Origin of the sequence: Paenibacillus solisilvae (assembly GCF_042656405.1) — a bacterium.
GTDB classification, from domain to species: domain Bacteria; phylum Bacillota; class Bacilli; order Paenibacillales; family Paenibacillaceae; genus Paenibacillus_Z; species Paenibacillus_Z solisilvae.
Genome location: NZ_JBHSOW010000039.1, coordinates 1 through 24,678, shown reverse-complemented (window position 1 = coordinate 24,678; position 24,678 = coordinate 1). Strand labels below are relative to the sequence as shown.

The following is a 24,678-nucleotide window of genomic DNA, read 5'->3' as shown; positions in this document are numbered from 1 at the left end:
GTACTTCCATCGTACCGAGGCGCTCGTTTTTTTGCAAAGCGGAAATTTAACGCTCTACAGGAATGCTAATGTTCTCCGTTAGAATTCCTGTAAAACGAATAATTTGGCGTTTGAACAAAAACGAGCGCCTCGGTACGATGGGGTTACGCTCGAGGCCATTGCCTCAAAAAGCCCATCAGGAGGTCACTCTACCATGAAGTTTAAGGCATCTGACGGCGTATAAAATTTGATTAGCTCTATCCATGCCTGACCGTCTGGCGTCCGCAATCCTACACATGCTACTTTAACGTCATTAAGCCCAACTACCTGATCCATCCACTCTCCTTCCGATTCCCATTCCCCTTGCACCTCAAGGCCAAAATCGAGAAAAAACTCTTTAGCAGCGGGATTGTTATAGAGTGTTGCTTTGCTAACTCCAGCATCAACTGCCACGACTCCATCCCGATGGATTCGTTGAGGCTTTCTTTGTTTAAATAGAGCATTTTAAAATCTTTAGGGTATTAACCTTAAAATCAATAAAATTAATTTTTAAATTAATTTTATTGATTTTATCAATTTACAATTTGAATATATTGAATTATAATTTAAAAAAGAAAGGAGTAGAGTATGAAATATCCCATCATCACACAGTGTCCTGTATGCGACCATCCGCTGCACGCCGTCAAGCTGGAATGCGGACATTGCCGGACGACGATTGAGAACACATTTGAATTATCAAAGCTGGCTCTACTCTCGCCCGAACAGCTCCATTTTGTGATCACCTTTCTAGTGAACAGGGGCAACATAAAGGAAGTGGAGAAAGAGCTCGGCATATCTTACCCGACGGTGCGCGGCAAGCTCAATGATATCATTACGGCCCTCGGATACGATACGCGGAAGAAGCCGGAAGTCGATGAGAAGAAGGTCATTTCCATGCTGGAGAATGGCGAAATCACCGCGGATGAAGCGGTCAAAATGTTGAAGGATGAATAAGGAGGAAGAAACGATGAAAGAAGAAATCAGCAAAGTGCTGTCCATGATGCAGGAAGGCAAAATTGATTCAGACAAGGCTTCGGAGTTGATTGACGCGCTAAAGAAGAAGCAAACGGCTCATACATCGCAAGCCGTGCAGGTGCTGGGGAAACCCGACTATTCGAAGAAACTGTCATCGGCATCCGGCGGTTATTTAGACAAAACGTTGAAAATACGGGTAACATCCCAAGAAAACGATAATGTCAACATCAATTTGCCGATTAAACTGGTGAAGGCTGTTCTCGGAGCGGGGTACAGCATCGCGTCCAATATTCCGCAGGCTGCGAAATATGTGAAGGATATCGATATCGACCTGCTGATCGATGCAATCGAGAACGAGCTTGACGGGCAAATCATTGACATCCGCTCCGGTGAAGAGGATACCGTCACCGTAGTAATTGAGTGATGGGTCATGATGATTGTGAAGGTTAAGAGCAAGGAGCACGCTTTTACGATTCCGGTCCCTTATGCCGTATTGCGAATGGGGAGCGGTATCCTGACTTCCAATTTAGTCCAGCGCAAAATGAAGGATTGGCTGAACAAGCACGGCGGACATGCGGGTGGGCACTCGAGCCGGAAGAATGATTTCGATTCGGACAGCAGCCGGTTCGGGATTGCTGGTGCTGTCGATTCTCGAAAACCGAAGCACGAAGCAAGCGATCAGGCAGCTCATCAAGGAGATGCAACGTTGCAAAGGGACGGTTCTGGTCGATGTCCAGGCTCAGGACGGCACGGAAGTGTTGATTAAATTGTAGGCGCAGCTTTCATTTTACAGCATCTCAGGGGTGCTTAAAATAGGTTTAAAATGCCAATCTATTGATGGGTACGTGACAGGGAGCAGGCACCATTCAATGATTGTTCTAAGTGAGATTGATTCGCCCATAATCCTCGGCATCCTCTTGGACATTCCAAAAATATCTCTTGCAATTATACTCCAACTTCCGTCTTCCTTTTGAGTTTTAATTAGTTGAGAAGAGGCAGCCGATCATTCTGGCCGGCTGCCTCATTGTGGTCTGTATTATGCTATCGTGTCCCGTTCGCTATCTCTGCTAATCCATAATCATGTCAACAACATGTTTCGCGAACGCAGCATAGGCTTCGATCCTGTCCGGACTTCGATCAATCGCCCATCTGAGGTTATCAAACGCCCTTAATAGCAGTACATGCCTCATGTCAGCAAGGTCGTTTTCACTTATCCCATACCCGTCTAAAAACGCTTTGAATTCCTCCATATTTGGGCCTTCTTTGAGTCCTAACATTTGATACTGCATCACTTGAATAACCGTTTCATGCGGTACTACGCTTACTTCTGCATTATTCCAATCCAGCAATATAACTTGGTTGGCCTTATTGACAATCGTATTCTTTACAGAGAGATCTCCATGGTGTAAACCGAAGGGGAACGTTTCTTTCTTCACATTCTCGAACAGTTTCCTTACTCGCTGCGATTCCTTCGGAGTGATTATCCCAAGCTGAATCAAGCGATCATGCTCGGTCAAACTATTGATATTATACTGCACATACCCTTGCCAACTGCCGTCTGATTCTGCATGAGAAGGTGACTGAAACTCACCATGGACGGGATCGATCAGATTTTTTCCGTATCCTTTCACTTGAATGGAATGAATAAGCTTGGCATATTCGCCAAGCCGCCTCCAAACATCGGACTTGGGAATCGTACTTTCCAACCCGTTATCGCCATCTATGAAAGTTTGGATCATATATGCGGTTTCATCAACGATACCGATGGACAACACCTCAGGTCCGAGTATGCCAACTGCGGCCGCTTGCTCGATACACCATTTTTCTTTGATATAGCTTGGGAATGTATCTTTAGCGTTCATGCGGACAGCGACTTTACGGCTCTCCGTTTCGACGACGCAAACCTGATTATCGATCCCTTTCTCTATAATCCGGTATGATGTTTTTACTTGTTCCGCAAGAAAGCCGCCTGCAATTCGTTCTGCTTTCGTAACTACGGAGTCTTCCATAATTTCTTTCATCCCCTCAAGTGTCGTGCTTCAACGAGCTCTACGTTTGATAAACTCTGACCGGGAAATATTCGACGAAAATTTGAACAATCCTGCCCGGTAGCCTCCACGATCGTGGTCACCGGCAACCAGCAAACGAACGACGATCCCTAATTTGACCAATAAATGGAAAACAGACCGATTCGAAATAGATATCGGTCTGTTTTTTACATAGGAATGGAAGAAATCACACGGTTATATTTTAGCTTTGTATCTTATTTAAAAACAACATATCACCGAAGGTTAGAAAATCATTGGGATACTAGCAATGGAACGTACCACTCCATTATTGTTATAAATAACTCATCTGGATTAATCGCCAATTTTAAATCTGGGAAGCGTCTAAGCAAAGTACAAAAGGCAACTTTTGCTTCCAATCGGCCGCCAGGGGGCTGACCGTTGGGTGTCGTGGGCTGAGGGCGGGCGTACCAGGCGCGGGCTCGGTGTCAGTCTTCGATTGCCTGGTAGAGCGTGGTCCAGAAGTCGTGGATAAGCCGAGATGAATCCGGAGTGGACGCCCCGACCTGGGTGAGCAGGATTCCGGTGAGCTGTTTGTCCGGGTCGGCGTACGTCGCGGTGCCGCTTCCGCCGTCCCAGCCGAACTGGCCGATGGACGCGTAGTCACCACGGTAGGTGCGCACCGCCATCCCGAAGCCCCAGCCGCCGTGCTGCCCTTGGCCGAATGACACATGGACGTTGTTGCTGGCCATGGCGTTTCGGGCGGCTTGTTGCTCGGGCGTGAGGCGGTTGGTGGTCATCAGCTGGACGGCGGGCCGGGACAGGATCTGTTCGGTCCCGTGCATCCCGTGATTCAGCAGCATCCGGAAGTAGGCGTGGTAGTCGTCGACGGTGGAGGAAAGTCCGCCTCCGCCGCCCTGGAACACCGGAGGCTGGCTGTGGCGTCCCCCCTTGGCCTCGTCCCACACGATGAACTCTCCGGTCTGCGGGTTGGGGGCGTAGAGGGGCGGCAGCCGGTCGATCTTGTCGGCGGGCACGTGGAAACCGGTGTCCTTCATGCCCAGGGGCTCGAATATGCGTTCGCGCAGGAACGTCTCAAACGACTGGCCCGTGACCCTGGCGACGAGCACGCCGAGTAGATCGTTGCTGATGTGGTACTGCCAGCGCTCTCCGGGCTGGTACATCAGCGGAAGCGCGCCAAGGCGGCGCATCCACTCATCCGGCTCGGGCACCGGCTCCGGTAGATTGGGCGTGAGCCCCTGCTCGAAAATCGCGTTCATGATCGGAGTGCCCAGCGACGTCATATCCATGCCGAGCCCGAACGTGGAGGTCAGCAGGTCCCGTACGGTGATCGGCCGCCGCGCCGGCACGGTATCGTCCAGCGGGCCGTCGATCCGCTTCAGTACCCGCCGGTCGGCGAGTTCCGGCAGCCACTGCTCTACCAGGTCATCCAGCCGCAGCCTGCACTCGTCGAGCAGGACCATCGCCGCCGCGATCGCAACCGGCTTGGACGTCGAGGCCATCCGGAAGATCGTGTCCCGGCGCATCGGCGCGCCACCATCATGGCGCATCGTCCCGATCGCTTCGACGTGCGTCTCACCGCCCCGGCCGACCAGAGCGACAAGCCCGGGAATCTTCCCGGAATCGACATGCCTTGCCAGCACGTTGCGCATTTTACGCAGCCCTGTTTCGGAGAAGCCTTTGTTGCTTTGTCCCATCATGAATCTCTCCTTTTCTTCATATTTTCTGACGAACTAAAATTTTCTGTTGTAATCTTTTTCATTTGGTCTCCCTCTCTTTACTTTTTTATCAGCCCTATTGTTTTCAACTACTAATTCGTTATTCATGCTGGAAAGCCCTTTGTCAAAAAGGTGTGTTCGATGCATCAAAGAGAATAAATATTGGCAATCAAAATATGATTCACCTCCTGTTCTGGGTTATCAGAATCGAGATATGTCCTGCACTTAGCATAGAGCCATATGCTCATCGGACGTTTATTCTCGATTTCATCAAATTCAAAGTCACCATTATCACACCCGCTTTTTATACACCCTCATTGCAAAGAAATAGGCTGCGAACAAAATCCCTAAGCACCAAGCAAGAGCGACCCATATATCATTGCCCACCGGCTGACCTGACAGCAGCGCACGGATGGCTTCCACGATCGAGGTCACCGGCTGGTTTTCGGCAAAGGCGCGAACGACCTTCGGCATCGACTCGGTCGGCACAAACGCCGAGCTGATAAACGGCAGGAAGATAATCGGGTAGGAAAAGGCGCTTGCGCCATCCACCGTTTTTGCGGTCAGTCCGGCAATTGCTGCGACCCAGGTTAATGCCAGCGTAAACAGCGCGAGTATGCCGGCTACTGCAAGCCACGACAATATCCCCGCCGGTGAACGAAAGCCCATAATCAACGCTACGAGAATGATGACGAGAACCGATATGGCGTTGGATACCAGCGAGGTCAGCACATGCCCCCACAGTAAGGTGGAACGTGAAATCGGCATGGTGTGGAACCGCTCGAATATGCCGCGCTGCTTATCCAAAAACAGCCGGTAAGCCGTATAGGATATACCGCTTGCTATCGCAATCAGCAGGATACCGGGCAGCAGGTATTTCACATAGTTATCCGTATCGGTTTGGATGGCGCCGCCAAACACATAGACGAACAGCAGCATCATCGCAATCGGAGTGATGCAGACCGTGACGATGGTGTCCATACTGCGGGAAATATGGCGCATGGAACGTCCAAGCATAACGCCCATATCGCTGAAAAAGTGTTTCTTTGCCGCCTCCATTTACTTCGCCTCCTTTTTGCCGACGATCGAGAGGAATATCTCCTCCAATGTCGGCTGTTTTTCAACATACTCGACCTTTGCGGATGGGAACAGCTTTTTTAGATCCGAGAGCGTGCCGCTGGCGATAATCCTGCCCTCGTGCAGAATGGCAATTCGGTCGGCAAGCTGCTCAGCCTCCTCCAAATACTGCGTGGTTAGGAGTACCGTCGTGCCGCTGCCTGCAAGCTCCTTGACTATCTTCCAAACCTCGATGCGCGCCTCGGGGTCAAGCCCAGTGGTCGGCTCGTCGAGGAAAATGATCTGCGGTTTTCCCACAAGGCTCAAGGCGATGTCGAGCCTGCGGCGCATACCACCCGAATAAGTAGACGCCCTGCGGTCGGCGGCGTCTGTCAAGCCGAAGCGTTTAAGCAAGTCGTCCGCAGCCTGACGCGGATTTTTGAGGTATCGCAGCTTGGCAATCATGATCAGTTTTTCCTGTCCGGTCAACATTTCGTCCACGGCGGCAAACTGCCCGGTCAGACTGATCGCCTGCCGCACATTCTCGGGTTTTGACGCAACATCGAATCCGTTTACGGTGGCGGTTCCGCTGTCTTGTTTGAGCAGCGTGGTGAGGATTTTGACAACCGTTGTCTTGCCCGCCCCGTTGGAGCCGAGGAGAGCGAAAATACTGCCCTTTTCCACCTCGAAATCTACGCCCTTTAGGACTTGATGCTGCTTGTAGGACTTTTGCAGACCTTTTACTTGAATGGACTTGGTTTGCACGGGTTGCATTTGATGACCTCCCTTAAATGACTGTAACCTTGGACAAAGCGGCCCCCATGCCTTTAAGCGCAGCATAGGTCAGCTTATCCATCGTCGCGCCGTCAAAGCAGATGGTTTTGATGCCACGGTAATACTTATTGGTCAAGGAAAAAAACGCCTGAAAAGACACATTCTTAAGTGTAGCGCCCCTAAACGAAACATCGTTCACTGCCGACTTGTCAAACTTGACGCCAATAAAGGTTTGCCCGTCAAGACGCAGACCGCTCAGGTCGGAATCTTTGAAGATCACGCCGTCAAAGATACAACCTTCAAAGATTGTTTTTCTAAGGTCGATCTTGGTTAGCGTGACGTCGGTCAGTTTTACGCCTGTGAATTTTGCTCCGTCCAGCCCCGATATGCTGAAGTTGGTGCGTACAAGGATCGATTTATTGAAGCTCGCATTGGAAAGATCATTGGCGGACAGGCTGCAGTCGGTCAGATTCGAGCCGTCAAAATTGGCTTCACGTACGTCGCTGCTCTTAAATGAGCTTCCGGTCAAGTCTGCGCCCGCAAAGTCGGAACCGCGTAACGCGCTGGCATTAAATTGTCCCTTATGAGCAATAACGCCCGCAAAGTCGCTCTGCGTCAGGTTGCTCGCGCCAAAGTTTGTCACCACCTGCCGCTCCAGCGAACGGGAGAGGTTGGCGACCTCCAGTACCGTTTGCTCAATGTCGCCGATGCTGTCGATGGTCATCTCAAAAGCGGCTTCATCATCCTTGCCTTCGGCTTTGAGTTCACGGAACCGCTCCTGCAAATCGGAGAGCAGATCAGCCTTTAATTCGGTGACGCTTTTTACCCCATCGTACGGTGCAAAAACGCCGTTCAAATAGTTGGTCAATTTCTGATTCATAACATCCATCTCCTTATAATAAGTTTTCAAGCACACGCTTTGAGTACTCCCAGTTGCTTTTGTTGCGGGCGTAAGCACCCTTGCCCTTCTCGGTAATCCTAAAATATTTACGTCGTCCGCCCTGAGATTCATCGCCCCAATACCACTCGATATCGCCGTCTGTCTCAAGACGTCTGACGCTGGAGTACATCGTGGCTTCCTTTAATTCATATTCGCCGCCCGAGCGCTCGGCAATCAGCTTGACAATTTCGTATCCGTAGCGGTCAGCTTCGGACAAGAGCCGTAAAATCATGGTATCCGTATGTCCGCGAAGCAGGTCGGATGTGATTTTGTTCTCGCTCATATCATCACCTCCATATTCACATGATACGATATACTACTATGTGTGTCAAGGTAATATTTTAAGTTAAGTACCTTGTTTGAAAAGTAAGATATATCTTCATAACGGTATCTAACGGATTCATTCTTTTTTTCGAGCTTAATCCAATCATGAAACAGGTTACTGACTGACAGAGATAGGGGGAGCAGACAGGAGCAGACAGTAATTTCTTGTCGGCTGGTTACTATAAGCTTCGAGAAATCGGTGTCCTGTTTTTTATTCTGCTTCGGAGATGATGATCGTCCGCTCAGCATTTCACGTACATGAAACCAGCCGTGTAAAGAACATAAATATACCGATGCCCACTCCGACTTATACATCGGTGTAGGCATCGGTATGAATGTAGTAAGCTGCGCAATTTAACCCTCAACTGCTGAGCAAGTCCTTAAACCTGAATACCAGCTTACTGTCCGACATGACTGTGACTGTATCAACCGCACCGCCCACAGACGCTCGTCGAACTCTTTAATGATCAGTGGGCGGGATTAGATTTCAATAATGAAGGTTTCGAGTATCAGGCTGCTTTAGCAATCAGAAACCGCTGGCAAAGGCACTTCAATCATCGTTTGCTCATTTTCTACATGAGTCAAAAAATGGATCAACACGTGCCGCATCGATGGAGCCCTCCCCAATAATGCCAAAATGGTGAACTTCGGCTTTTGTTACCTCTGCAGACAACAAAAAAGACGTCCTCCCTGAGAAAAAACTTAGGGAAAGACGCCTTTAATCGCAAATTATGACGGTTCATCTAACACCTTCCTATCTCTCGTAGGTACTGCAGTGCCGTCAGAACAGGCAGGTCTCCTGGCTCCGGAATCATCGCTTGGCAGCGGCCTTCCCGATCGATATTGATCAGTGGCTGAAAAAGCTGCCTGCTCCCCCGTTACAGTGGCGGGACCGCGTCGGCTTCACACCGAACTTCCCTTTTAAGTCTGACCGACAATCATGCTTGTTGATCAGACACCTATTCCCAATTATTCAATTTGGGCAAATCAGTTATACCTACATCATAGTCGCCAATGAATATTAAAAACAAGACCAAGTAAGATAACCGGAAATATTCGCTTAACGCAAAAAGAAGTAATTTCAGACTTCTTCGGTGACTTCTTTTATAAAAGCCGCCCTACCATTGCTGCTCATTTGTCAGGTGGTTACTACTTCCATCAGTTTCCGATTTTAATGTAAATGCCTTCAAATTTGCAGTACTCTCCGTGCGGTTACACTGAATGCCTATTCTTTCACCATTTGAAAAAGAGGCCAACCGTAATAAGATGGTTGCCCTCTTGATGTTTAACAGAACAAAACTTAATTGTAATGAATCATATTTTATCAAAGAACAAATCCACTATTCCACCGTCACGCTTTTCGCCAAATTACGCGGTTTATCCACATCATTGCCTCGTGCCAGCGAAGCATAATACGAGATCAGCTGCAGCGGAACAACGGACAGCGCCGATGTGATTAAGGCTGAAGTTTTAGGGATTGTGAAGACCTCATCAACCGACTTCGCGACTTCAACTTCCATACCTGCATTGACTATGCCTAGAACATGGGCGCCGCGCGCCTTCACTTCTTTAATGTTGCTAAGTGTTTTCTCGTACAATGCTTCTTGTGTAATTACTGCGATAACCGGAATTCCTTCCTCGATTAACGCGAGTGTCCCGTGCTTCAGCTCACCGGCTGCATAAGCCTCGGAGTGGATATAAGAAATCTCTTTGAGCTTAAGCGATCCTTCTTGAGCGACTGCAAAATCGACTCCGCGCCCGATAAAGAACAGGTTGTTGTGTTTTGCCATGTTCTCTGCGATCTGCTTGAGGACATTCGCTTGCTCTAGAATGCTCTCCACCTGCTCCGGCAGCTGCTGCATGGCAGTCAATACTTCTGTAATTTCCTCACGGCTTCGCGTGCCAAGTGTATCTGCCAGATAGAGACCTAGCAGGTAGAAAGCAATCAGCTGGGAGGTATATGCCTTTGTCGAAGCGACAGCAATCTCTGGACCAGCTTGTGTAATCATTACATCATCCGCTTCACGCGATACCGAGCTGCCTACCACGTTCGTAATGGCCAGCACGCGCGCCCCGCAGCGTTTCGCCTCGCGCAGTGCTGCCAGCGTATCGGCAGTTTCACCGGACTGGCTGACCACAATAACAAGCGTATCCGGCGTAATAATCGGGGAGCGGTAACGATACTCCGATGCCACATCCGTCTCTACCGGGATACGTGCCAAACTCTCAATAGCTGTTTTACCGACAAGTCCAGCATGGTAAGCCGTACCGCAGGCAACGATGTGCACCTTGCGAATAGCGCGGATTTGCTCAGGCGTCATTCCAATTTCCTTGAGATGAACCGAACGCCCGTCTGCAGCGACACGGCCCATCATTGTGTTGCGGTATGCCTTTGGCTGTTCATAGATCTCTTTCAGCATAAAATGATCAAATCCGGCTTTCTCCGCCGTTACCAAGTCCCAATCGACATGAAATATTTCCTTGGAAATAATTTCGCCAGTGATCGTCATCAATTCGACGCTGTTCTTTGTCAGAATCGCCATTTCGCCGTCATCTAGAATATAGACATCACGTGTATGCTCCAGAATAGCCGGAATATCTGAACCGATGAAATTCTCGCCGTTACCGACTCCAATGACAAGCGGACTAGCATTACGAACCGCAACCAGACGATCCGGCTCATATTCAGTCAGTACGCCAAGCGCGTAAGCACCACGCATACGCTTCACTGCACGCTGCACAGCTTCAACGATATTGCCGTCATACTCCTCCGCGACGAGATGAGAGATTACCTCGGTGTCCGTCTCCGAAACAAAGATGCACCCTTTAGCAGCCAATTCTTCCTTCAGATCCAGGTAGTTCTCAATAATTCCGTTATGAACAACGGAGAATTTAAGCGAGTTGTCCGTATGCGGGTGGGAGTTCACATCTGACGGTTTACCATGCGTCGCCCAGCGTGTATGGCCAATGCCAACCGATCCTACAAGCGGCTCTCCATCCAGCTTTCCTTCAAGATTAACGAGGCGGCCGATCGATTTGCGCACTTCAAGCCCACTGTTTGTAAACACGGCAATGCCGGCGGAGTCATAACCGCGGTATTCCAGCTTCTTAAGTCCTTCGATCAAAATATCCTGTGAGTCACGTTTACCGATATAACCTACAATTCCACACATATATAAAAACCTCCGAATTTTGGGTTAGTTATTCCCAAACAGTCGGGTGCCTCAAAGAAACGAGTATACGGCGCTTAGAACAAACGATTCTCGCCCTCTTAAAGCAGCGATATCGCCAGGTTCAGCCGTCTCAAGCAGGCGGCACCGTAATGAAATGGGAAAAAGACAATAAGAAATAAAGCGCAGCTTATCCGTTCAAAAAAAAACGAGCTGCTAACCGCTCAATCACTGTGGCAGTCCTAACAATATCATAGCTGCCCTCATAAACAGCTGCGGCAGCAAATGCCGCTGATTGCATGCAAAAATGAAGTCTAAGCCAAGAAGCCTCACCAGACTCCTGTCTCCAGACAGTACTCCATACACGCAAATAAGCCTCCGTTGCCATCTGCGCATTCAATCAAATCCAAACTGGCATTTGTGCCGTACCTTTGTCCGCCCAGTTGCCCGGTCGTTTTGAGTATCGGCTTACGGTCAAATGCATAACCGGGAGGTCCCCGCCGAAAATTCCGAACACCTCCACCTCGTCAGCTTACCGCCGTCCATGCACACGCTTCAAATTTCGAAATCGTGTGATGTGCAGCCCCGCGTAAGCTCTGGCGCTTTTAAATCCGTATGAAACAAGCTATCCTCGCTTTCATTTCTGGAATCATACTTCCTATCATATTCAATTTAACTCAAGGGTGCAACTTAATGTTAATAAAATACTGCCTGAAACCGACAACAGCTTGTCTATTTCTTGCTTTTTCACCCCTATTACCAACTTTTGTCATGGGAGCGAAGCCTTGAAAAGCCCGCATATCATATACAAGCAGTCCCAGGCAGAGATCACTGATCTGCGTCCTTAGACTGCTTGCAATGAGATGATATAATGAATTTTTAATAAGGGCAATCGTTTTAAAGCAATCTATATTAAACGCCGCCGAGCTCTGCTTTTACTACATCTACGATACGTGATACGTAGCCGGCAACCTCTTCCTTCTCAGGACCCTCAGCCATGACACGAATAAGCGACTCTGTTCCGGAAGCACGTACCAAGACACGTCCATTATCCCCAAGCTCTTGTTCAACTTCAGCGATGGCTGCTGCAATTGCTGGATTATCCTTGTACGTACTTTTGTCTTCAACACGCACATTAACGAGCATTTGCGGGAATTTACGCATGAGCTTCTTTTGTTCGCTCAGCTTCTGACCTGAACCAACAAGGGTATCTACAAGCTGGAGCCCTGTCAGGATACCGTCACCCGTTGTATTGTAATCCAGAAAAATCACATGACCGGATTGCTCACCGCCTAAGTTAAAGCCCCCACGACGCATTTCTTCCATGACATAACGGTCGCCTACTGCTGTTTGCGCCGTCTTCAAACCAATCTTCTGGGCCGCTTTGAAGAAGCCGATATTGCTCATTACGGTCGTTACGATTGTATCGCTCTTCAGTGTTCCGGCCCGCTTCATCGCGTCACCGCAGATGCACAGCAAAAAGTCGCCATCGACCTCATCGCCATTCTCATCGATGGCAATCAGACGATCTGCGTCGCCATCGAATGATAAGCCAAGATCTGCGCCCTGCTTCAGCACTTCCTCGCGTAAATACTCCGGATGGGTCGATCCGACGCCATCATTGATGTTAAGGCCATTAGGCTCAGCGCCAACGATCACAACCTCTGCTCCTAGCTCACGGAACACGGCAGGAGCCAGCGAATAGGCAGCACCGTTCGCACAATCAAGCACAATTTTCTTCCCGCTGAACGAATGCTTCACTGTTGTTTTCAAGAAGTCCAGATAAAGTCGGCTGGCATGCTCATTAACAGTAACCGAACCGATTTCTCCACCCTCCGGGCGAGGAAGCTCATCCGCAGCCGCATCCATCAAGCGTTCAATTTCAAGCTCTGTATCATCGGACAGCTTGAAGCCATCTCCGCCAAAAAATTTAATGCCGTTATCTTCAACCGGATTATGCGATGCGGAGATCATAACGCCTGCATCTGCACCAAGAACGCGAGTCAGATAAGCGACGGCAGGTGTTGAAACCACCCCAAGACGCACTACGCTGGCCCCGATGGACAGTAATCCGGCTATCAATGATGCTTCCAGCATTGGTCCGGAGATTCGTGTATCAAGTCCAATTACGACCTTAGGCCGATCGGCTTGACCAGCAAGCACATAGCCGCCGCAGCGCCCGATTTTGTATGCAAGTTCAGGTGTGAGCTCGCGATTGGCTACCCCACGTACACCGTCTGTTCCGAAATATTTTCCCATGTTGTATTGTCCCCTTCAATCTGTTCATGTTTTATTAGCAGGCTGCTCCCCGGGAGCATCATTAGCATTTGGATTAGCTGTATTGCTGCCTGTATCCGTCTCATCGGTTACAGTCCCCGTACCATCACCTTCAGCAGGCGTTGATTCATTATTTGCATCCGTACCGTTATTGGTGCTTCCAGCTCCTGTATTTCCGGTTTCTTCAGCTCCAGCTCCAGTACCGCTTTCAGTTCCAGCTCCAGTACCGCTTTCAGTTCCAGCTCCAGTACCGCTTCCTGGATCTTTCGTGTCCGCTGTCCCGTCAGTCGCTCCGTTTGCAGAGTCAGTTCCTGTCGGCGTGGCGGAAGCTGGAGTACTATCCGATATCTCTACGGTAATGCTGAGCGGGAAGGCGGTATCCGAATTCACAAAACGCGGCAAATGCACATCGAGCGGTATGACATGGCTGCCGGGCCCCAGACCGCTCAAGTCTGCAATTAACTGCACGTCTTTAGCTTCAATCTCACCGAGAATGAGCGGAGCGCCCCTGACCGTTACATCAATCGTACCGTCAGCCGGCAGCGTAAGCTTCGATTTAAGTCCGTCAGATAGCCCAATCATGGTTACTTTAAGCTGCGACAGCACCTTCAAGGTTTCTGGAACTATGGTATATTCAATTGTCACCTTGACCGGATCGACAGTAGCAAGCCCTTCCTCCGGTTTGATATCGAGCTCCATACTACCTGATTGCGTCAGCTTGGACAAGTCAATATTCAAACCGTCGTAAAAATCGTACTTATCGAGCACATCCTGCGGTCCATATACCGTAACAGTCTCCACGCTCGGTTTGAACGAAGCTATGGCCAGTCCATCCGGCAGCTTACCGGTAAAACCAAACTGCAGCGGCAGCTTCTTGAACGGCTTTGTTATCGGAATTTCCACTTCAACTACGCTTGGATTAACAACCGCATCGCTCATTTCATTCCCGTTTTTATCCAGCACAACTACCTTCATTTTCTTCTCGTTAACGGTTTCTTCTTCCCCGTCAATAGAGACTGTGCCGCCCACAAAGGCCACCTCGTCCATCTGATCCTTCGGTAAGGTAACATGGACCCGGTTATTGGGCTTCACGATCGGCTGTCCCGTTTTATAGCCTTTTCCCGCAGTCCCTTCCGTCTTGACACTAACCTCGTATTCCTTGGTCAATATTCGCTCCAATACGACGGTTACGTTACTCGGCTTCACGTCGATTCGCTCCAAACCGCGCGGTAAGTTGACCATCACAGGCAGCACCATACGTCCTTCTGAAGCCTTGCTTAGATCAACCGTCACTTGAAAATCATCCGGAGAAGCCGACAGGAGCTCAGATCGCGATCCCCTTACGGTTAAGTGTACGACGGAAGGTTCCAGCGACCGAAGTGCAAAGTTTTTCTCATCCATGCCGATGGCCTTCACCTGGACGGCATCGATTTCCTTCGTCTCAGTTAGAGATGCCACTGTATTGGGTGAACGATCGGAGTCAAAGTGAACGACCGCCCATAGAAGAATACCGATTACAAGGGAAATGATTTTGAGAGCGGTGGGATGACTTAGCCACTTATCCATTCTCATTGCCCCCTTTCCGTCTCCAGAAAGGCACCTTCGACCCTTGACCCTCACGCACTTTCTGGTTTGGGTTAAGCTCTTCAAACAGCTTAGAAATCAGGGATTCTTCCTTAATATCGCGAACAATCATTCCGCCTACTGCCAGGGAGACCTGTCCGGTTTCTTCTGACACGATAATTGAAACTGCATCACATACTTCCGTTACGCCGATTCCGGCCCGATGCCGCGTTCCAAGTTCCTTGCTAATGAACGGATTCTCCGACAAAGGCAAGTAACAGCCAGCAGCCATAATTTGATTCGCTCTAACAATCACTGCTCCGTCATGAAGAGGTGTATTGGGTATGAAAATGTTAATCAGCAGCTCCGAGCTGACAATAGACTCCATCTGTATACCCGACTCTATGTAGTCGTTTAGCCCTGTGCTGCGTTCAAACACAATCAAAGCTCCGATTTTTCGCTTCGCCATATAATTAATCGACTTAATAATTTCGTTGATCCGCTCACTAATGTCCCGCTCCACCACTGAGGAGCGGCTGAACAGCTTACCTCGCCCAAGCTGCTCCAGCGCTCTGCGAAGCTCAGGCTGGAATATAATCAGGATGGTGACAACCCCGAACGTAAACATCTGATTCATAAGCCATTTGAGCGTGTACAAGTTGAACCAGGTACTTATCGCCCAAGTCCCAACCAGCACGAAAATCCCCTTCAACAGCTGAACCGCACGTGTTCCCCGAACAAGCAAAATCATTTTATAAATAATGTAGCTGACAATAGAAATATCGATCAAATCCTTGATCCATTCTTTCCATGTCAGATCAGCAAAATAATTCATACATCAGCCCCCAACACCCATTGCCCCAGGTATCTCTAATCCTTTTATCGGATTCTTAACCTTATTCTTTTCTAGAAACGGGGTTGCAAATCCTTTTTTTTTACAAAAAAACCTCCCAATTAGGGAGGCAGCTTCATTAGTACGCCAAACTGCTCATGGAACGCCTTACTTTATACCAGAACCAGTCAAGTGCTTGGTCAATCGTCTTCACCTGTCCGGATATGTGAGCCGTGGAGGCTTGGTAGAACGAACCTTCAATGACCGTCACATCACCTTCAACGTCACCGAGTACATTCGTTCTCCCATTCGAAACGGTCAGATCACCTTTAATATGAGCGCCAGCAGGAACGGTAACCGTATCCCCTTCAATAACGACCTGGGACAGGTCTGATCCTCGAACAGATAAATCTGTATCTTGCTCCCACATTGCCGTGAAGCTCGAGAACATCACAAGTGCAAATACGGCAGCCACTGTAATGGCCGGATGATTGCGGATCCATCTTGTAAAGCTTGAACTGCGCCGTTTAGCCGGCAGCGCACTCATAATCCGTGCGGTGAGCTGTACAGAATGGCTGTTGTCCATAACTTCACGCGTATCCATCATGTTATGGGCAAGAGCTTCGGTCCGTTCTAATTGCTCGAATCTTGCGCGGCATTCCTGGCAGGAAAGCAAATGTGCCTTTAATTCAGCCACGTCGTCACGGGGCAGCTCGTCATCCAAGTAATCGTGCATCCAGACGATGGCGACTTTGCAATTCATAGCAGCCATTCCTTTCTTCGCTGTTTATTCTGTCGTATACGTTACGTATGGGAAGCGAGGATGTTTCACTTATTTGCATAACACCCGCGCCCAATATTTCACTTTTCATGATAAAGCGTAAACTTGACGACTTTTCATGCTTACCTACAGTTTATGCTCCAGCTTCTTACGGAGGAACTCACGGCCCCGGTGAACACGCGTTTTGATTGTGGTTACCGGCATTTCAAGCACATCACTGATTTCCTGGAGCGACATATCCTGCAGATAACGGAGCACCATCACCGACTTATATTTGGCCGGCAGTGTTTCGATCGCCTGATGAATGATACGCTGGGTATCCGAGAGCATCAGCTCGCTCTCTGGCGTCCGATTATCGCTTGGAATCATCGAATATCCGTCCAGACCTTCATGATCATTGGATTCTGCATCAAGGGAATAGACTTGCTTTCTCTTACGCAGCCGGTCAATACAAAGATTTGTTGCGATTCGATAAATCCAGGTTGAAAACTTCAATGAATCATCATAACGGGCAAGATTTTTATATACACGCAAAAACGTATCCTGTACCACGTCCTCCGCTTCCTGACGGTTGTACAGCATCCGGTAAGACATATGATACAGCTTGTCTTGATACAGATCGACGATCTCGGCAAAAGCCCGCTGATCGCCTTTTAAAGCCAATCGCGCTAACCGTGCCTCAACAGAAATCACACCTACTCCTCCAGACGCGCCAAGCTCTCCGATCTAGCTCCCGAAGGCAGCTCAGCTATTCCGATCCCAAATAAGATCAGCACAATACCAGCTAATTTCAATAAACTAATGGATTCATCCAGAACGACCCAAGCCGTCAATGCCGCTACTGGAAGCTCCAGTGATCCAAGCAGCGCCGCCAGGCTGCTGCCTATTCTGGGAACACCCACATTAAATAATACCGTTGGAATGACCTGACCAAGAATTCCAAGCAGAAGACCCCAACCAATCAAGATGCCTTCAGAATCGCTTGATACGGCTTTAGAGCCATATAACAGCACAATAAGCAGGAAACCTGCGGTCATCATTACAGCCGAACGTATAACGGGATCCTGATCCCCCTGAAGGCGTCCTGTCCACCAAATAAACAAACTATAAGCTGCAGCAGACAGCAAACCAAGTATAACACCCAGGATATCAAACCGCGTCAGTCCCTCTTCGAGAATCCCGACTGCCAGCAATGTGCCTGCCATGACAATCAAGACGGCAAGCATGCGGAATTTACCCGGCCATTTCCTCTGCGTAATACTGTCTAGCAAGATGGTAATCCATGTAAACTGAAAAAGCAACACGATCGCAAGCGACGCATTGAGCCGCTCAAGCGCCTGATTATATAATACCGTTGTTAGCGCCAGACCGCCAATCCCGATCACACAGAGCTTTATCCATTCCCCTCGAAATGGATTCACCCAACGCCTGAAGCGCACAAGTGCTAGCAGCCACAACAGCAGCATGGCAATTCCAGATTGATGGACGGTTACTTGCTCGAAGGTGAAGCCTTTATCGTAAGCTTTCTTGATGAACGGAGAAAGCAGACCATAGCTCGCGGCTCCAAGCAGCACAGACACTACCGACATCCAGTACAGAGGCGTACGTTTCACCCTTGTTCATGCCTCCTTCCTTGAATGAAGACAGCCGCCCTATTCCATACAATAAAAAGAAGCCGAGCACCCGGACGGACAATGCCGCCCGGGCGTCCAGCCCCTATAGATATTAAAAATTGACTTTGACTTCCAAACGGGTGTTGGATAAACAATCCATTATCAACCCGTGTTACGAAGGCCCGCTGCAATTCCATTGATGGTAAGCAGCACTTCGCGCAGAAGAACCGGATCGTCTGATTCTCCGCGGTCACGCATTGCACGAAGCTCTGTGAGCAGCTGCACCTGCATGTAGCTCAGCGGATCTACGTACGGATTACGCAGGCGAATCGATTCCTGAATGACCGGTACATTATCCAGAATATCATCTTGACCCGTAATTTGCAGAATAAGCGAAGACGTACGCTCATATTCCTCTTCGATTTGCGTAAAGATACGGTCACGAATTACTGTATCCGAGATCATCCCTGCATATTCCTTAGCAATAAGAAGATCTGCCTTAGCAAGTGCCATTTGCAGATTATCAATAAGCGAAGTAAAGAATGGGAACTGCGCGTACATCACCCGCAGCGTTTCTAAACGCTGATTCTGATCTCCGCTTTCTACATAGCCCTGCAGCGCTGTTCCTGCTGCGTACCATGCTGGCAGCAAGTAGCGGCTTTGCGTCCAAGCAAATACCCATGGAATTGCACGCAGATCTTCAAACCGATCGCTTCCCTTCCGCTTGGATGGACGAGAACCGATATTCAACTCGCCAACTTCAGAAAGCGGTGTTGATTCTTTGAAGAACGTCATGAAATCCGGATCACGGAAAATCAAATCTTGATACTTGCGCTGCGCTGTCTCCGAAATCCCTTTAGAAATTTTATCCCACTCCGCAGTTGCAGAAGCTTCTTCCTCAGGATACTTAGCCAGACGAGCTGCTGTAATAAGTGCCCATGTCGCTTGCTCCAAGCTTCGGTAAGCGATACCCTTCATGGAATAACGCGAGGAGAGAACCTCACCTTGCTCGGTTATCTTGATTCCTCCGCCTACCGTATGAGGAGGCTGTGCTAGAATACTGCGGTTAAGCGGCATTCCACCCCGACCAAGCGCACCTCCGCGGCCGTGGAAGAATTTCAGTTTCACATCGAATTTTTTGGCCGCGCTTGTAATGGCGTTTAGAGCAACGCGTAATTCCCAGTTAGCCGTTACCACTCCGCCATCTTTGTTGCTATCGGAATAGCCGAGCATGATCTCATGCATATTCCCCATAACTTCGACCGATTGACGGTATACAGGAAGAGCAAATAATTGTTCCATAATACCAGGAGCCGCATGCAGGTCATCAATAGTTTCAAATAGCGGAACAGCCTGCAGAGTAGAATGTACTCGTCCATTCGTTTCTTTCCGGAACAACCCTACCTCTTTGGCAAACACCATGACTTCAAGCATATCACTCGCACCCTGAGTCATACTGATCAGGTAACTGGAGATACAGTTCACACCAAACTCCTGCTGCGCCCGATAAATCGTTTGGTAAACATCCAGACATTCACGAGTGCCTTCGGAGTAAGCAAAATGAGGTGAAGTAAGCGGGCGCGGATCATTCAGCAAACGATGCAGAAGATCGATCTTCTCTTCTTCGCCCAGAGAACCGTAATTCTCGGTGATATTCATATTAGCGAGAATCTCAGTCATCGCATTCTCATGTTCTTGGCTGTGTTGACGGACGTCAAGTGCAGCAAGGTGAAATCCGAACAATTCAACTTGACGAACAAGTTTACGAATATGGGTATCAGCCACGTAATCAGCGAAATGATGACGCAGACTGCGGTCAATAATAAGCAGGTCTTCCTTCAGCTCATCCGCACTGTTATAACGCTGCGGCGAGCCTTTAAGCGTCTCGTTAAGCGTGTTCGAGAGTTTCTCCAGCATATAGCTGAGCTTGATCCGATACGGTTCTTTTTCATTCCGCCAAACATCTACGCCGCGGAGCTCAACTAATTCACGATCCAGCTTCAAAGAGGCTTGCAGCTCGTCCGATACCTCGATGATATTCGTGCTGAAGCTGAGCTGATCCATAAGGTTATTGAGCAATTGCTCATATTTCTGAAGCACGAGCTCCCGCTGCAGCCTCAATGTTTGCCATGTAACTTTGGCCGTTACAGATGGGTTGCCGTCTCGGTCTCCACCGATCCATGAACCAAAACGAAGGTAAGTCGGAACATGCCAGCGCTCGCCCGGATAATACTTATCAAGATTACGTTCAAGCTCTTCATACACACTTGGCAGTACATCGAACAGAGTCTCGTCAAAATAGTACATTCCGTTCCGAACTTCATCAATTACTTTTGGTTTACGATCGCGAAGCTCGTCTGTTTGCCAAAGAGTAAACACTTCATTAAGCAGCTTCTCGCGCTGTTTCTCGCGTTCCCGGTAAGTCAGATTCGGATTGTCGAGCTCCATCACTTCATTGGCAATGCGTTTATGAATATCAAGCACCGCACGACGAGTTGCTTCTGTAGGGTGGGCAGTCATAACAAGCTCCAGTGAAATGCCCTCAATGATGGATTTCACTTCATCTACAGCGATTCCCTGATCCTTCAGGACGAGGATTGCACTTTCAATTGAGCCAGACTGAACGGTTTCCCCTGCCGAACGTTCATAATCACGTTTCCGGCGAATACGGTGATTTTGCTCAGCAATATTAACGAGTTGAAAATAAATCGCAAATGCACGAATCACCTGATGACGAATATCCGGATCCAGCGCATCAATCACATTCTTAAATTCATCATAAAGCTCTGGTACGAATTCGGCGCGCAGCGCCTTACTCATTTCACGAATCTTCTCGACAATCTCCAGAAGTTCATGCCCGCCTTGATGCACAAGAACGTCCCCTAGAATGTTACCAAGGAAACGAACATCACGTCTTAGCAGGTTGTTCGAGTGCGGACGGTTAGCCGCCAAAATAGATCCAGCTTGTTCGGACATCATTTATCCTCCTTAAGGTTTGCTTCAGCAAACCACTTCGTAAGCATCATCTTAGGTTTGCTTCAGCAAACCACTTCGTAAGCATCATCTTAGGTTTGCTTCAGCAAACCACTTCGTAAGCATCATCACACAATTCCGTGTAGTTTATACGTAATTATTCGTTTTTTTCACTTCAACTATCATACTACAAATTGATGTGCGGATGAAGCTTTTTCATGAGTTGTTTTCATGCTGGTTAACATTGGAAGAAATAATAAAATAATAAAAAAAGCCTTGGAATCCAAGGCTTTGTCGTTTAAATTATGGAGCGGGTGATGGGAATCGAACCCACGCTATTAGCTTGGAAGGCTAAAGTTCTACCATTGAACTACACCCGCAGCAGATATGGTCGGGATGACACGATTTGAACATGCGACCCCCTGGTCCCAAACCAGGTGCTCTACCAAGCTGAGCTACATCCCGTTATGTATGTCTGCTAAATGAAAATGGCGCGCCCTGAGAGATTCGAACTCCCGGCCTTTTGATTCGTAGTCAAACGCTCTATCCAGCTGAGCTAAGGGCGCAAAAATTATGGAGCGGAAGACGGGAATCGAACCCGCGACCCTCGCCTTGGCAAGGCGATGCTCTACCGCTGAGCCACTTCCGCATATTAGTGTTAACAACGTTTTGTTAACAGCGACAAGAAATAATATATCATGCTCTGATCAATAATGCAAATGTTTTTTTAAAAAGTTTTTATTTATTTTATCTTAATGGTCAGCTGCATCCCTAGACCTTCTGTCTGCAGCCCAAAAGATAAATCCGCAGTATGACACGTTACGGCTGTTTTCACAACGCGCGCCCCTCCGGCGCGCGTTGAGTGGCACTACACTTCGGTCGCACCACGGACCGTAATGACATATATAGAAGCTGCGATTAAGTATTTGCAGTGCTTATCGCTCTAATTGCCTCGTATTTTTCCGCCCGTTCGGTTTTTGTCATTTTGGGACAAGTATAACAATAATTGCGCCCTTCAGTTAAATAAGCCAAACAGCAGGAGGACTTAAGCGGCATTTGTTCACCGGGATTATAAGGATTATCGACCATCTTTATTTTTACCTTCAGCGGATTTCGAGTGAGGCCGAATACATTTCCATCCATCTCGTTGACAAGATACTCATAATCAGAAATGATCTGTTTATAAACAGGAGAGTCCACTTCTGCTCGAGTAATAACACTCTCTTTATAGTAATACAGAGAAGTCGGCATGGTCGCCCACAGCTGGTTCTGGCTTAAATTAGCCTCCTGCGCCAAAGTACGAATAAGCGGTTGAATAGTTTTTCCGTAAAAATCAGCTAAAATTCGATTCCGCCATTCATCCCTGTTATTCGGTGCTGCATCAGTAATCTCAGAATTAACTGGCCGAAATTTCAAATTGGTGTAGCCATCTTTTGCAACGAGCAGTAAGCTCCAGTTACTCAGCGACCAATCCATAGCAGCATTTTCTAATGACATTAAAGATTGAACAGCCGTAGTCAACCCCCGCAAGTACGATACAAAGTAAGTTGCAGCAGGAGACAGTTCAGTTGCTTTGATTAGGCCTGCATATAAAGTTAAAAATGAACGAACTTGCTCAAGGTCGAGCAGCTCATCAAAGGTGTATGCTTGAATGACTTCTCCCGGGTCGTTGAATACAATGCCGCAGTCTCGTTCAAGACGCTCTGTTCGGGCAGCAGTTGTCTGACTCATCCTCCAGATACCACGGTCAATGCAGGAGCCGTTCTTACCTCTATGTTATTCGCTGTAGTGCTGCGGAAAGAATCTGCGAGCGAGTATGGCAGGCAGAGCGGTAAACCCGACCGGGGATCAATAATGATATCGGCTTCTATATTGAATACTTCACGAAGAATATCCTGGTTCATAACTTCCTGGGGGCTGCCCTCACCGGCTACCTTCCCCTTTTTAATAGCGATCATATGATGGGCATAGCGTGAAGCATGGTTAAGATCGTGTACAACCATTATAATCGTCCGTCCAGAGCTCTCGTTCAGCTTCTGAAGCAGTTCAAGTACTTCAAGCTGGTGAGCCATGTCTAAGAATGTTGTAGGTTCATCAAGGAATAGAATATCCGTTTGCTGCGCCAAAGCCATTGCAATCCAAGCACGTTGACGCTGACCGCCTGAAAGTTGATCGATAGGGCGATCCGTGAACTCCGACATTCCTGTTGAATCAATGGACCATTGAATAATGGAACGATCCTCACGTGAGAGGGAGCCAAAGCCTTTCTGATATGGAAAACGGCCATAAGAAACAAGCTCAGAGACAGTCAGACCATCTGGAGCGGTTGGGTTCTGCGGCAGTATCGCTAGCTGTTTCGCAACTTCTTTTGTTGACTGTTTATGAATAGATTTACCGTCCAATAATACAGTTCCGGCAGCTGGGGACATTATTCGTGCAAGCGTCTTTAAAATCGTTGATTTACCAGAGCCATTTGCGCCAACAAGTGCAGTTATTTTACCTTGTGGTATCGCAATATTCAAATTTTCAACAATAAGCCTTTCTTCATAGGCAATATTAAGCTGTGAAGTGGTTAATCGAATCATTATAGGTTTTCCCCCTCAAAAGTGGGTATTGATTTCAGCACTGATATTGATAACTATTCTCACTGATAACAATGATAAACATTCTCACTTTCCGAGTCAAGGCTTTTTATACCCGCAAGCATATCTGATACAATTGCTTCGGGGAGTATTCACTATTTAATTAGATTAATCAAGAGTGTTACAACATTAATAAAATAACAAAAAGCCCCTTGATTTCTCAAAGGGCTTTCGGTCAATCAGATGCGCGTAGAGGGACTTGAACCCCCACGGTCGCCCGCTAGATCCTAAGTCTAGTGCGTCTGCCAATTCCGCCATACGCGCGCATTCATATATCCATTTTCATAAGGTGAAAATGGTGAGCCATGTAGGACTCGAACCTACGACACCCTGATTAAAAGTCAGGTGCTCTACCAACTGAGCTAATGGCTCAAAATTTAAAATGGCTGGGGATCTAGGATTCGAACCTAGGGATGACGGAGTCAAAGTCCGTTGCCTTACCGCTTGGCTAATCCCCAGTATTGAAGTAGAAATGGTGGAGGCTGACGGGATCGAACCGCCGACCCTCTGCTTGTAAGGCAGATGCTCTCCCAGCTGAGCTAAGCCTCCGAAGTGAGAGTTGGTGACCCGTAGGGGACTCGAACCCCTGTTACCTCCGTGAAAGGGAGGTGTCTTAACCACTTGACCAACGGGCCTGATTACATTACATTCTTACGGTAAAAAATCACTGGAGCTCTCAACCGGAATCGAACCGGTGACCTCATCCTTACCATGGATGCACTCTGCCGACTGAGCTATGAGAGCAAAATATGGCTCCCCGAACAGGACTCGAACCTGTGACAACTCGATTAACAGTCGAGTGCTCTACCAACTGAGCTATCAGGGAACAAGAAAATTTCAGGCTGTTACACCTTGAAAACTGGATATGAACCTTTGCGATTGATTACATTTAGCTGAGTTGTTTACTGTTTCACGTAAATTCCAGAGCCTTGCGCTCATCTGCGATGAGACGCGTAGGATAAGCCCTCGACCGATTAGTATTCGTCAGCTGCATG

Annotated in this window: 20 protein-coding genes, 11 tRNA genes and 1 riboswitch; of the genes, 3 read left to right on the top strand and 28 right to left on the bottom strand. The window is 48.3% G+C overall.

Annotated features, from left to right (window positions below; all coding sequences use genetic code 11):
• Positions 1 to 183 precede the first annotated feature (183 nt).
• Positions 184 to 432, bottom strand: coding sequence for a VOC family protein (locus ACFPYJ_RS10880; RefSeq protein WP_379188147.1), 249 nt, complete (start codon positions 430 to 432; stop codon positions 184 to 186).
• Between the two features lie 174 nt (positions 433 to 606).
• Between ACFPYJ_RS10880 and ACFPYJ_RS10875 the strand changes: the two genes are divergently transcribed.
• Genes ACFPYJ_RS10875 through ACFPYJ_RS10865 form a run of 3 tightly spaced genes read left to right on the top strand, consistent with a single transcriptional unit; the run spans position 607 to position 1,759 of the window.
• Complete coding sequence (locus ACFPYJ_RS10875; RefSeq protein WP_063187382.1) at positions 607 to 972, top strand: DUF2089 domain-containing protein; 366 nt, start codon at positions 607 to 609, stop codon at positions 970 to 972.
• Between the two features lie 13 nt (positions 973 to 985).
• Positions 986 to 1,417 carry an SHOCT-like domain-containing protein gene (locus ACFPYJ_RS10870; protein ID WP_379188146.1) on the top strand — a complete coding sequence of 144 codons (432 nt, stop codon included), beginning with the start codon at positions 986 to 988 and terminating at the stop codon, positions 1,415 to 1,417.
• A gap of 6 nt (positions 1,418 to 1,423) precedes the next feature.
• Positions 1,424 to 1,759, top strand: a complete 336-nt coding sequence (locus ACFPYJ_RS10865) for a hypothetical protein (protein WP_379188145.1) — start codon at positions 1,424 to 1,426, stop codon at positions 1,757 to 1,759.
• Between the two features lie 301 nt (positions 1,760 to 2,060).
• Here the strand turns inward: ACFPYJ_RS10865 and ACFPYJ_RS10860 are convergent, their stop codons facing one another.
• The 27 genes from ACFPYJ_RS10860 to ACFPYJ_RS10730 all read right to left on the bottom strand — a co-directional run bounded on the left by ACFPYJ_RS10860 (position 2,061) and on the right by ACFPYJ_RS10730 (position 24,509).
• On the bottom strand, positions 2,061 to 3,002 hold the full coding sequence (locus ACFPYJ_RS10860) for a phosphotransferase (protein WP_379188144.1): 942 nt from the start codon (positions 3,000 to 3,002) through the stop codon (positions 2,061 to 2,063).
• Between the two features lie 485 nt (positions 3,003 to 3,487).
• The gene (locus tag ACFPYJ_RS10855; protein WP_379188143.1) at positions 3,488 to 4,717 is read right to left on the bottom strand and encodes a serine hydrolase domain-containing protein; all 1,230 of its coding nucleotides are present in this window, start codon (positions 4,715 to 4,717) and stop codon (positions 3,488 to 3,490) included.
• 312 nt (positions 4,718 to 5,029) lie between these two features.
• A complete protein-coding gene (locus tag ACFPYJ_RS10850; protein ID WP_379188142.1) occupies positions 5,030 to 5,797 on the bottom strand; it encodes an ABC transporter permease in 768 nt (255 codons plus the stop codon).
• Positions 5,798 to 6,568, bottom strand: a complete 771-nt coding sequence (locus ACFPYJ_RS10845) for an ABC transporter ATP-binding protein (RefSeq protein ID WP_379188141.1) — start codon at positions 6,566 to 6,568, stop codon at positions 5,798 to 5,800.
• 13 nt (positions 6,569 to 6,581) lie between these two features.
• Positions 6,582 to 7,448, bottom strand: a complete 867-nt coding sequence (locus tag ACFPYJ_RS10840) for a pentapeptide repeat-containing protein (protein ID WP_379188140.1) — start codon at positions 7,446 to 7,448, stop codon at positions 6,582 to 6,584.
• 13 nt (positions 7,449 to 7,461) lie between these two features.
• Positions 7,462 to 7,791, bottom strand: a complete 330-nt coding sequence (locus ACFPYJ_RS10835; RefSeq protein ID WP_057307752.1) for a PadR family transcriptional regulator — start codon at positions 7,789 to 7,791, stop codon at positions 7,462 to 7,464.
• 813 nt (positions 7,792 to 8,604) lie between these two features.
• Positions 8,605 to 8,810: riboswitch (cobalamin riboswitch) on the bottom strand.
• A 362-nt stretch (positions 8,811 to 9,172) separates the two neighbouring features.
• Entirely contained in the window at positions 9,173 to 11,005 is a 1,833-nt protein-coding gene (gene glmS / locus ACFPYJ_RS10830; protein WP_379188139.1) for a glutamine--fructose-6-phosphate transaminase (isomerizing), read from the bottom strand.
• Between the two features lie 909 nt (positions 11,006 to 11,914).
• A complete protein-coding gene (glmM, locus tag ACFPYJ_RS10825) occupies positions 11,915 to 13,261 on the bottom strand; it encodes a phosphoglucosamine mutase (RefSeq protein ID WP_379188137.1) in 1,347 nt (448 codons plus the stop codon).
• 24 nt (positions 13,262 to 13,285) lie between these two features.
• The gene (locus ACFPYJ_RS10820; protein WP_379188136.1) at positions 13,286 to 14,845 is read right to left on the bottom strand and encodes a CdaR family protein; all 1,560 of its coding nucleotides are present in this window, start codon (positions 14,843 to 14,845) and stop codon (positions 13,286 to 13,288) included.
• Positions 14,838 to 15,677 (bottom strand): diadenylate cyclase CdaA, encoded by an 840-nt coding sequence (gene cdaA / locus ACFPYJ_RS10815; protein WP_379188135.1) that lies wholly within the window; start codon positions 15,675 to 15,677, stop codon positions 14,838 to 14,840. The genes ACFPYJ_RS10820 and cdaA overlap by 8 nt, the downstream gene beginning before the upstream one ends.
• Before the next feature lie 136 nt (positions 15,678 to 15,813).
• A complete protein-coding gene (locus tag ACFPYJ_RS10810) occupies positions 15,814 to 16,437 on the bottom strand; it encodes a zf-HC2 domain-containing protein (protein ID WP_379188134.1) in 624 nt (207 codons plus the stop codon).
• A gap of 144 nt (positions 16,438 to 16,581) precedes the next feature.
• Positions 16,582 to 17,148 carry an RNA polymerase sigma factor SigW gene (sigW, locus tag ACFPYJ_RS10805; protein WP_379188133.1) on the bottom strand — a complete coding sequence of 189 codons (567 nt, stop codon included), beginning with the start codon at positions 17,146 to 17,148 and terminating at the stop codon, positions 16,582 to 16,584.
• 2 nt (positions 17,149 to 17,150) lie between these two features.
• Positions 17,151 to 18,068: an EamA family transporter gene (locus ACFPYJ_RS10800; protein WP_379188132.1), complete on the bottom strand. Its 918-nt coding sequence runs from the start codon at positions 18,066 to 18,068 to the stop codon at positions 17,151 to 17,153.
• 162 nt (positions 18,069 to 18,230) lie between these two features.
• Entirely contained in the window at positions 18,231 to 21,044 is a 2,814-nt protein-coding gene (gene ppc, locus ACFPYJ_RS10795; RefSeq protein WP_379188131.1) for a phosphoenolpyruvate carboxylase, read from the bottom strand.
• Positions 21,045 to 21,347: 303 nt separating this feature from the next.
• A tRNA-Gly gene (locus tag ACFPYJ_RS10790) sits at positions 21,348 to 21,421 on the bottom strand.
• 8 nt (positions 21,422 to 21,429) lie between these two features.
• Positions 21,430 to 21,506: transfer RNA gene (locus ACFPYJ_RS10785), tRNA-Pro, on the bottom strand.
• Between the two features lie 24 nt (positions 21,507 to 21,530).
• A tRNA-Arg gene (locus tag ACFPYJ_RS10780) sits at positions 21,531 to 21,607 on the bottom strand.
• A gap of 8 nt (positions 21,608 to 21,615) precedes the next feature.
• Positions 21,616 to 21,690 (bottom strand) — tRNA-Gly (locus ACFPYJ_RS10775).
• A 269-nt stretch (positions 21,691 to 21,959) separates the two neighbouring features.
• Positions 21,960 to 22,772 (bottom strand): (2Fe-2S)-binding protein, encoded by an 813-nt coding sequence (locus ACFPYJ_RS10770; RefSeq protein ID WP_379188130.1) that lies wholly within the window; start codon positions 22,770 to 22,772, stop codon positions 21,960 to 21,962.
• Positions 22,769 to 23,626, bottom strand: coding sequence for an ABC transporter ATP-binding protein (locus ACFPYJ_RS10765; RefSeq protein WP_379188129.1), 858 nt, complete (start codon positions 23,624 to 23,626; stop codon positions 22,769 to 22,771). The genes ACFPYJ_RS10770 and ACFPYJ_RS10765 overlap by 4 nt, the downstream gene beginning before the upstream one ends.
• 241 nt (positions 23,627 to 23,867) lie before the next feature.
• Positions 23,868 to 23,947, bottom strand: a tRNA-Leu gene (locus ACFPYJ_RS10760).
• Positions 23,948 to 23,979: 32 nt separating this feature from the next.
• Positions 23,980 to 24,055 (bottom strand) — tRNA-Lys (locus ACFPYJ_RS10755).
• An 11-nt stretch (positions 24,056 to 24,066) separates the two neighbouring features.
• Positions 24,067 to 24,141, bottom strand: a tRNA-Gln gene (locus tag ACFPYJ_RS10750).
• Positions 24,142 to 24,156: 15 nt separating this feature from the next.
• Positions 24,157 to 24,232, bottom strand: a tRNA-Val gene (locus ACFPYJ_RS10745).
• Positions 24,233 to 24,243: 11 nt separating this feature from the next.
• A tRNA-Glu gene (locus tag ACFPYJ_RS10740) sits at positions 24,244 to 24,318 on the bottom strand.
• Positions 24,319 to 24,351: 33 nt separating this feature from the next.
• Positions 24,352 to 24,427: transfer RNA gene (locus tag ACFPYJ_RS10735), tRNA-Thr, on the bottom strand.
• A 6-nt stretch (positions 24,428 to 24,433) separates the two neighbouring features.
• A tRNA-Asn gene (locus ACFPYJ_RS10730) sits at positions 24,434 to 24,509 on the bottom strand.
• Between the last annotated feature and the right edge of the window lie 169 nt (positions 24,510 to 24,678).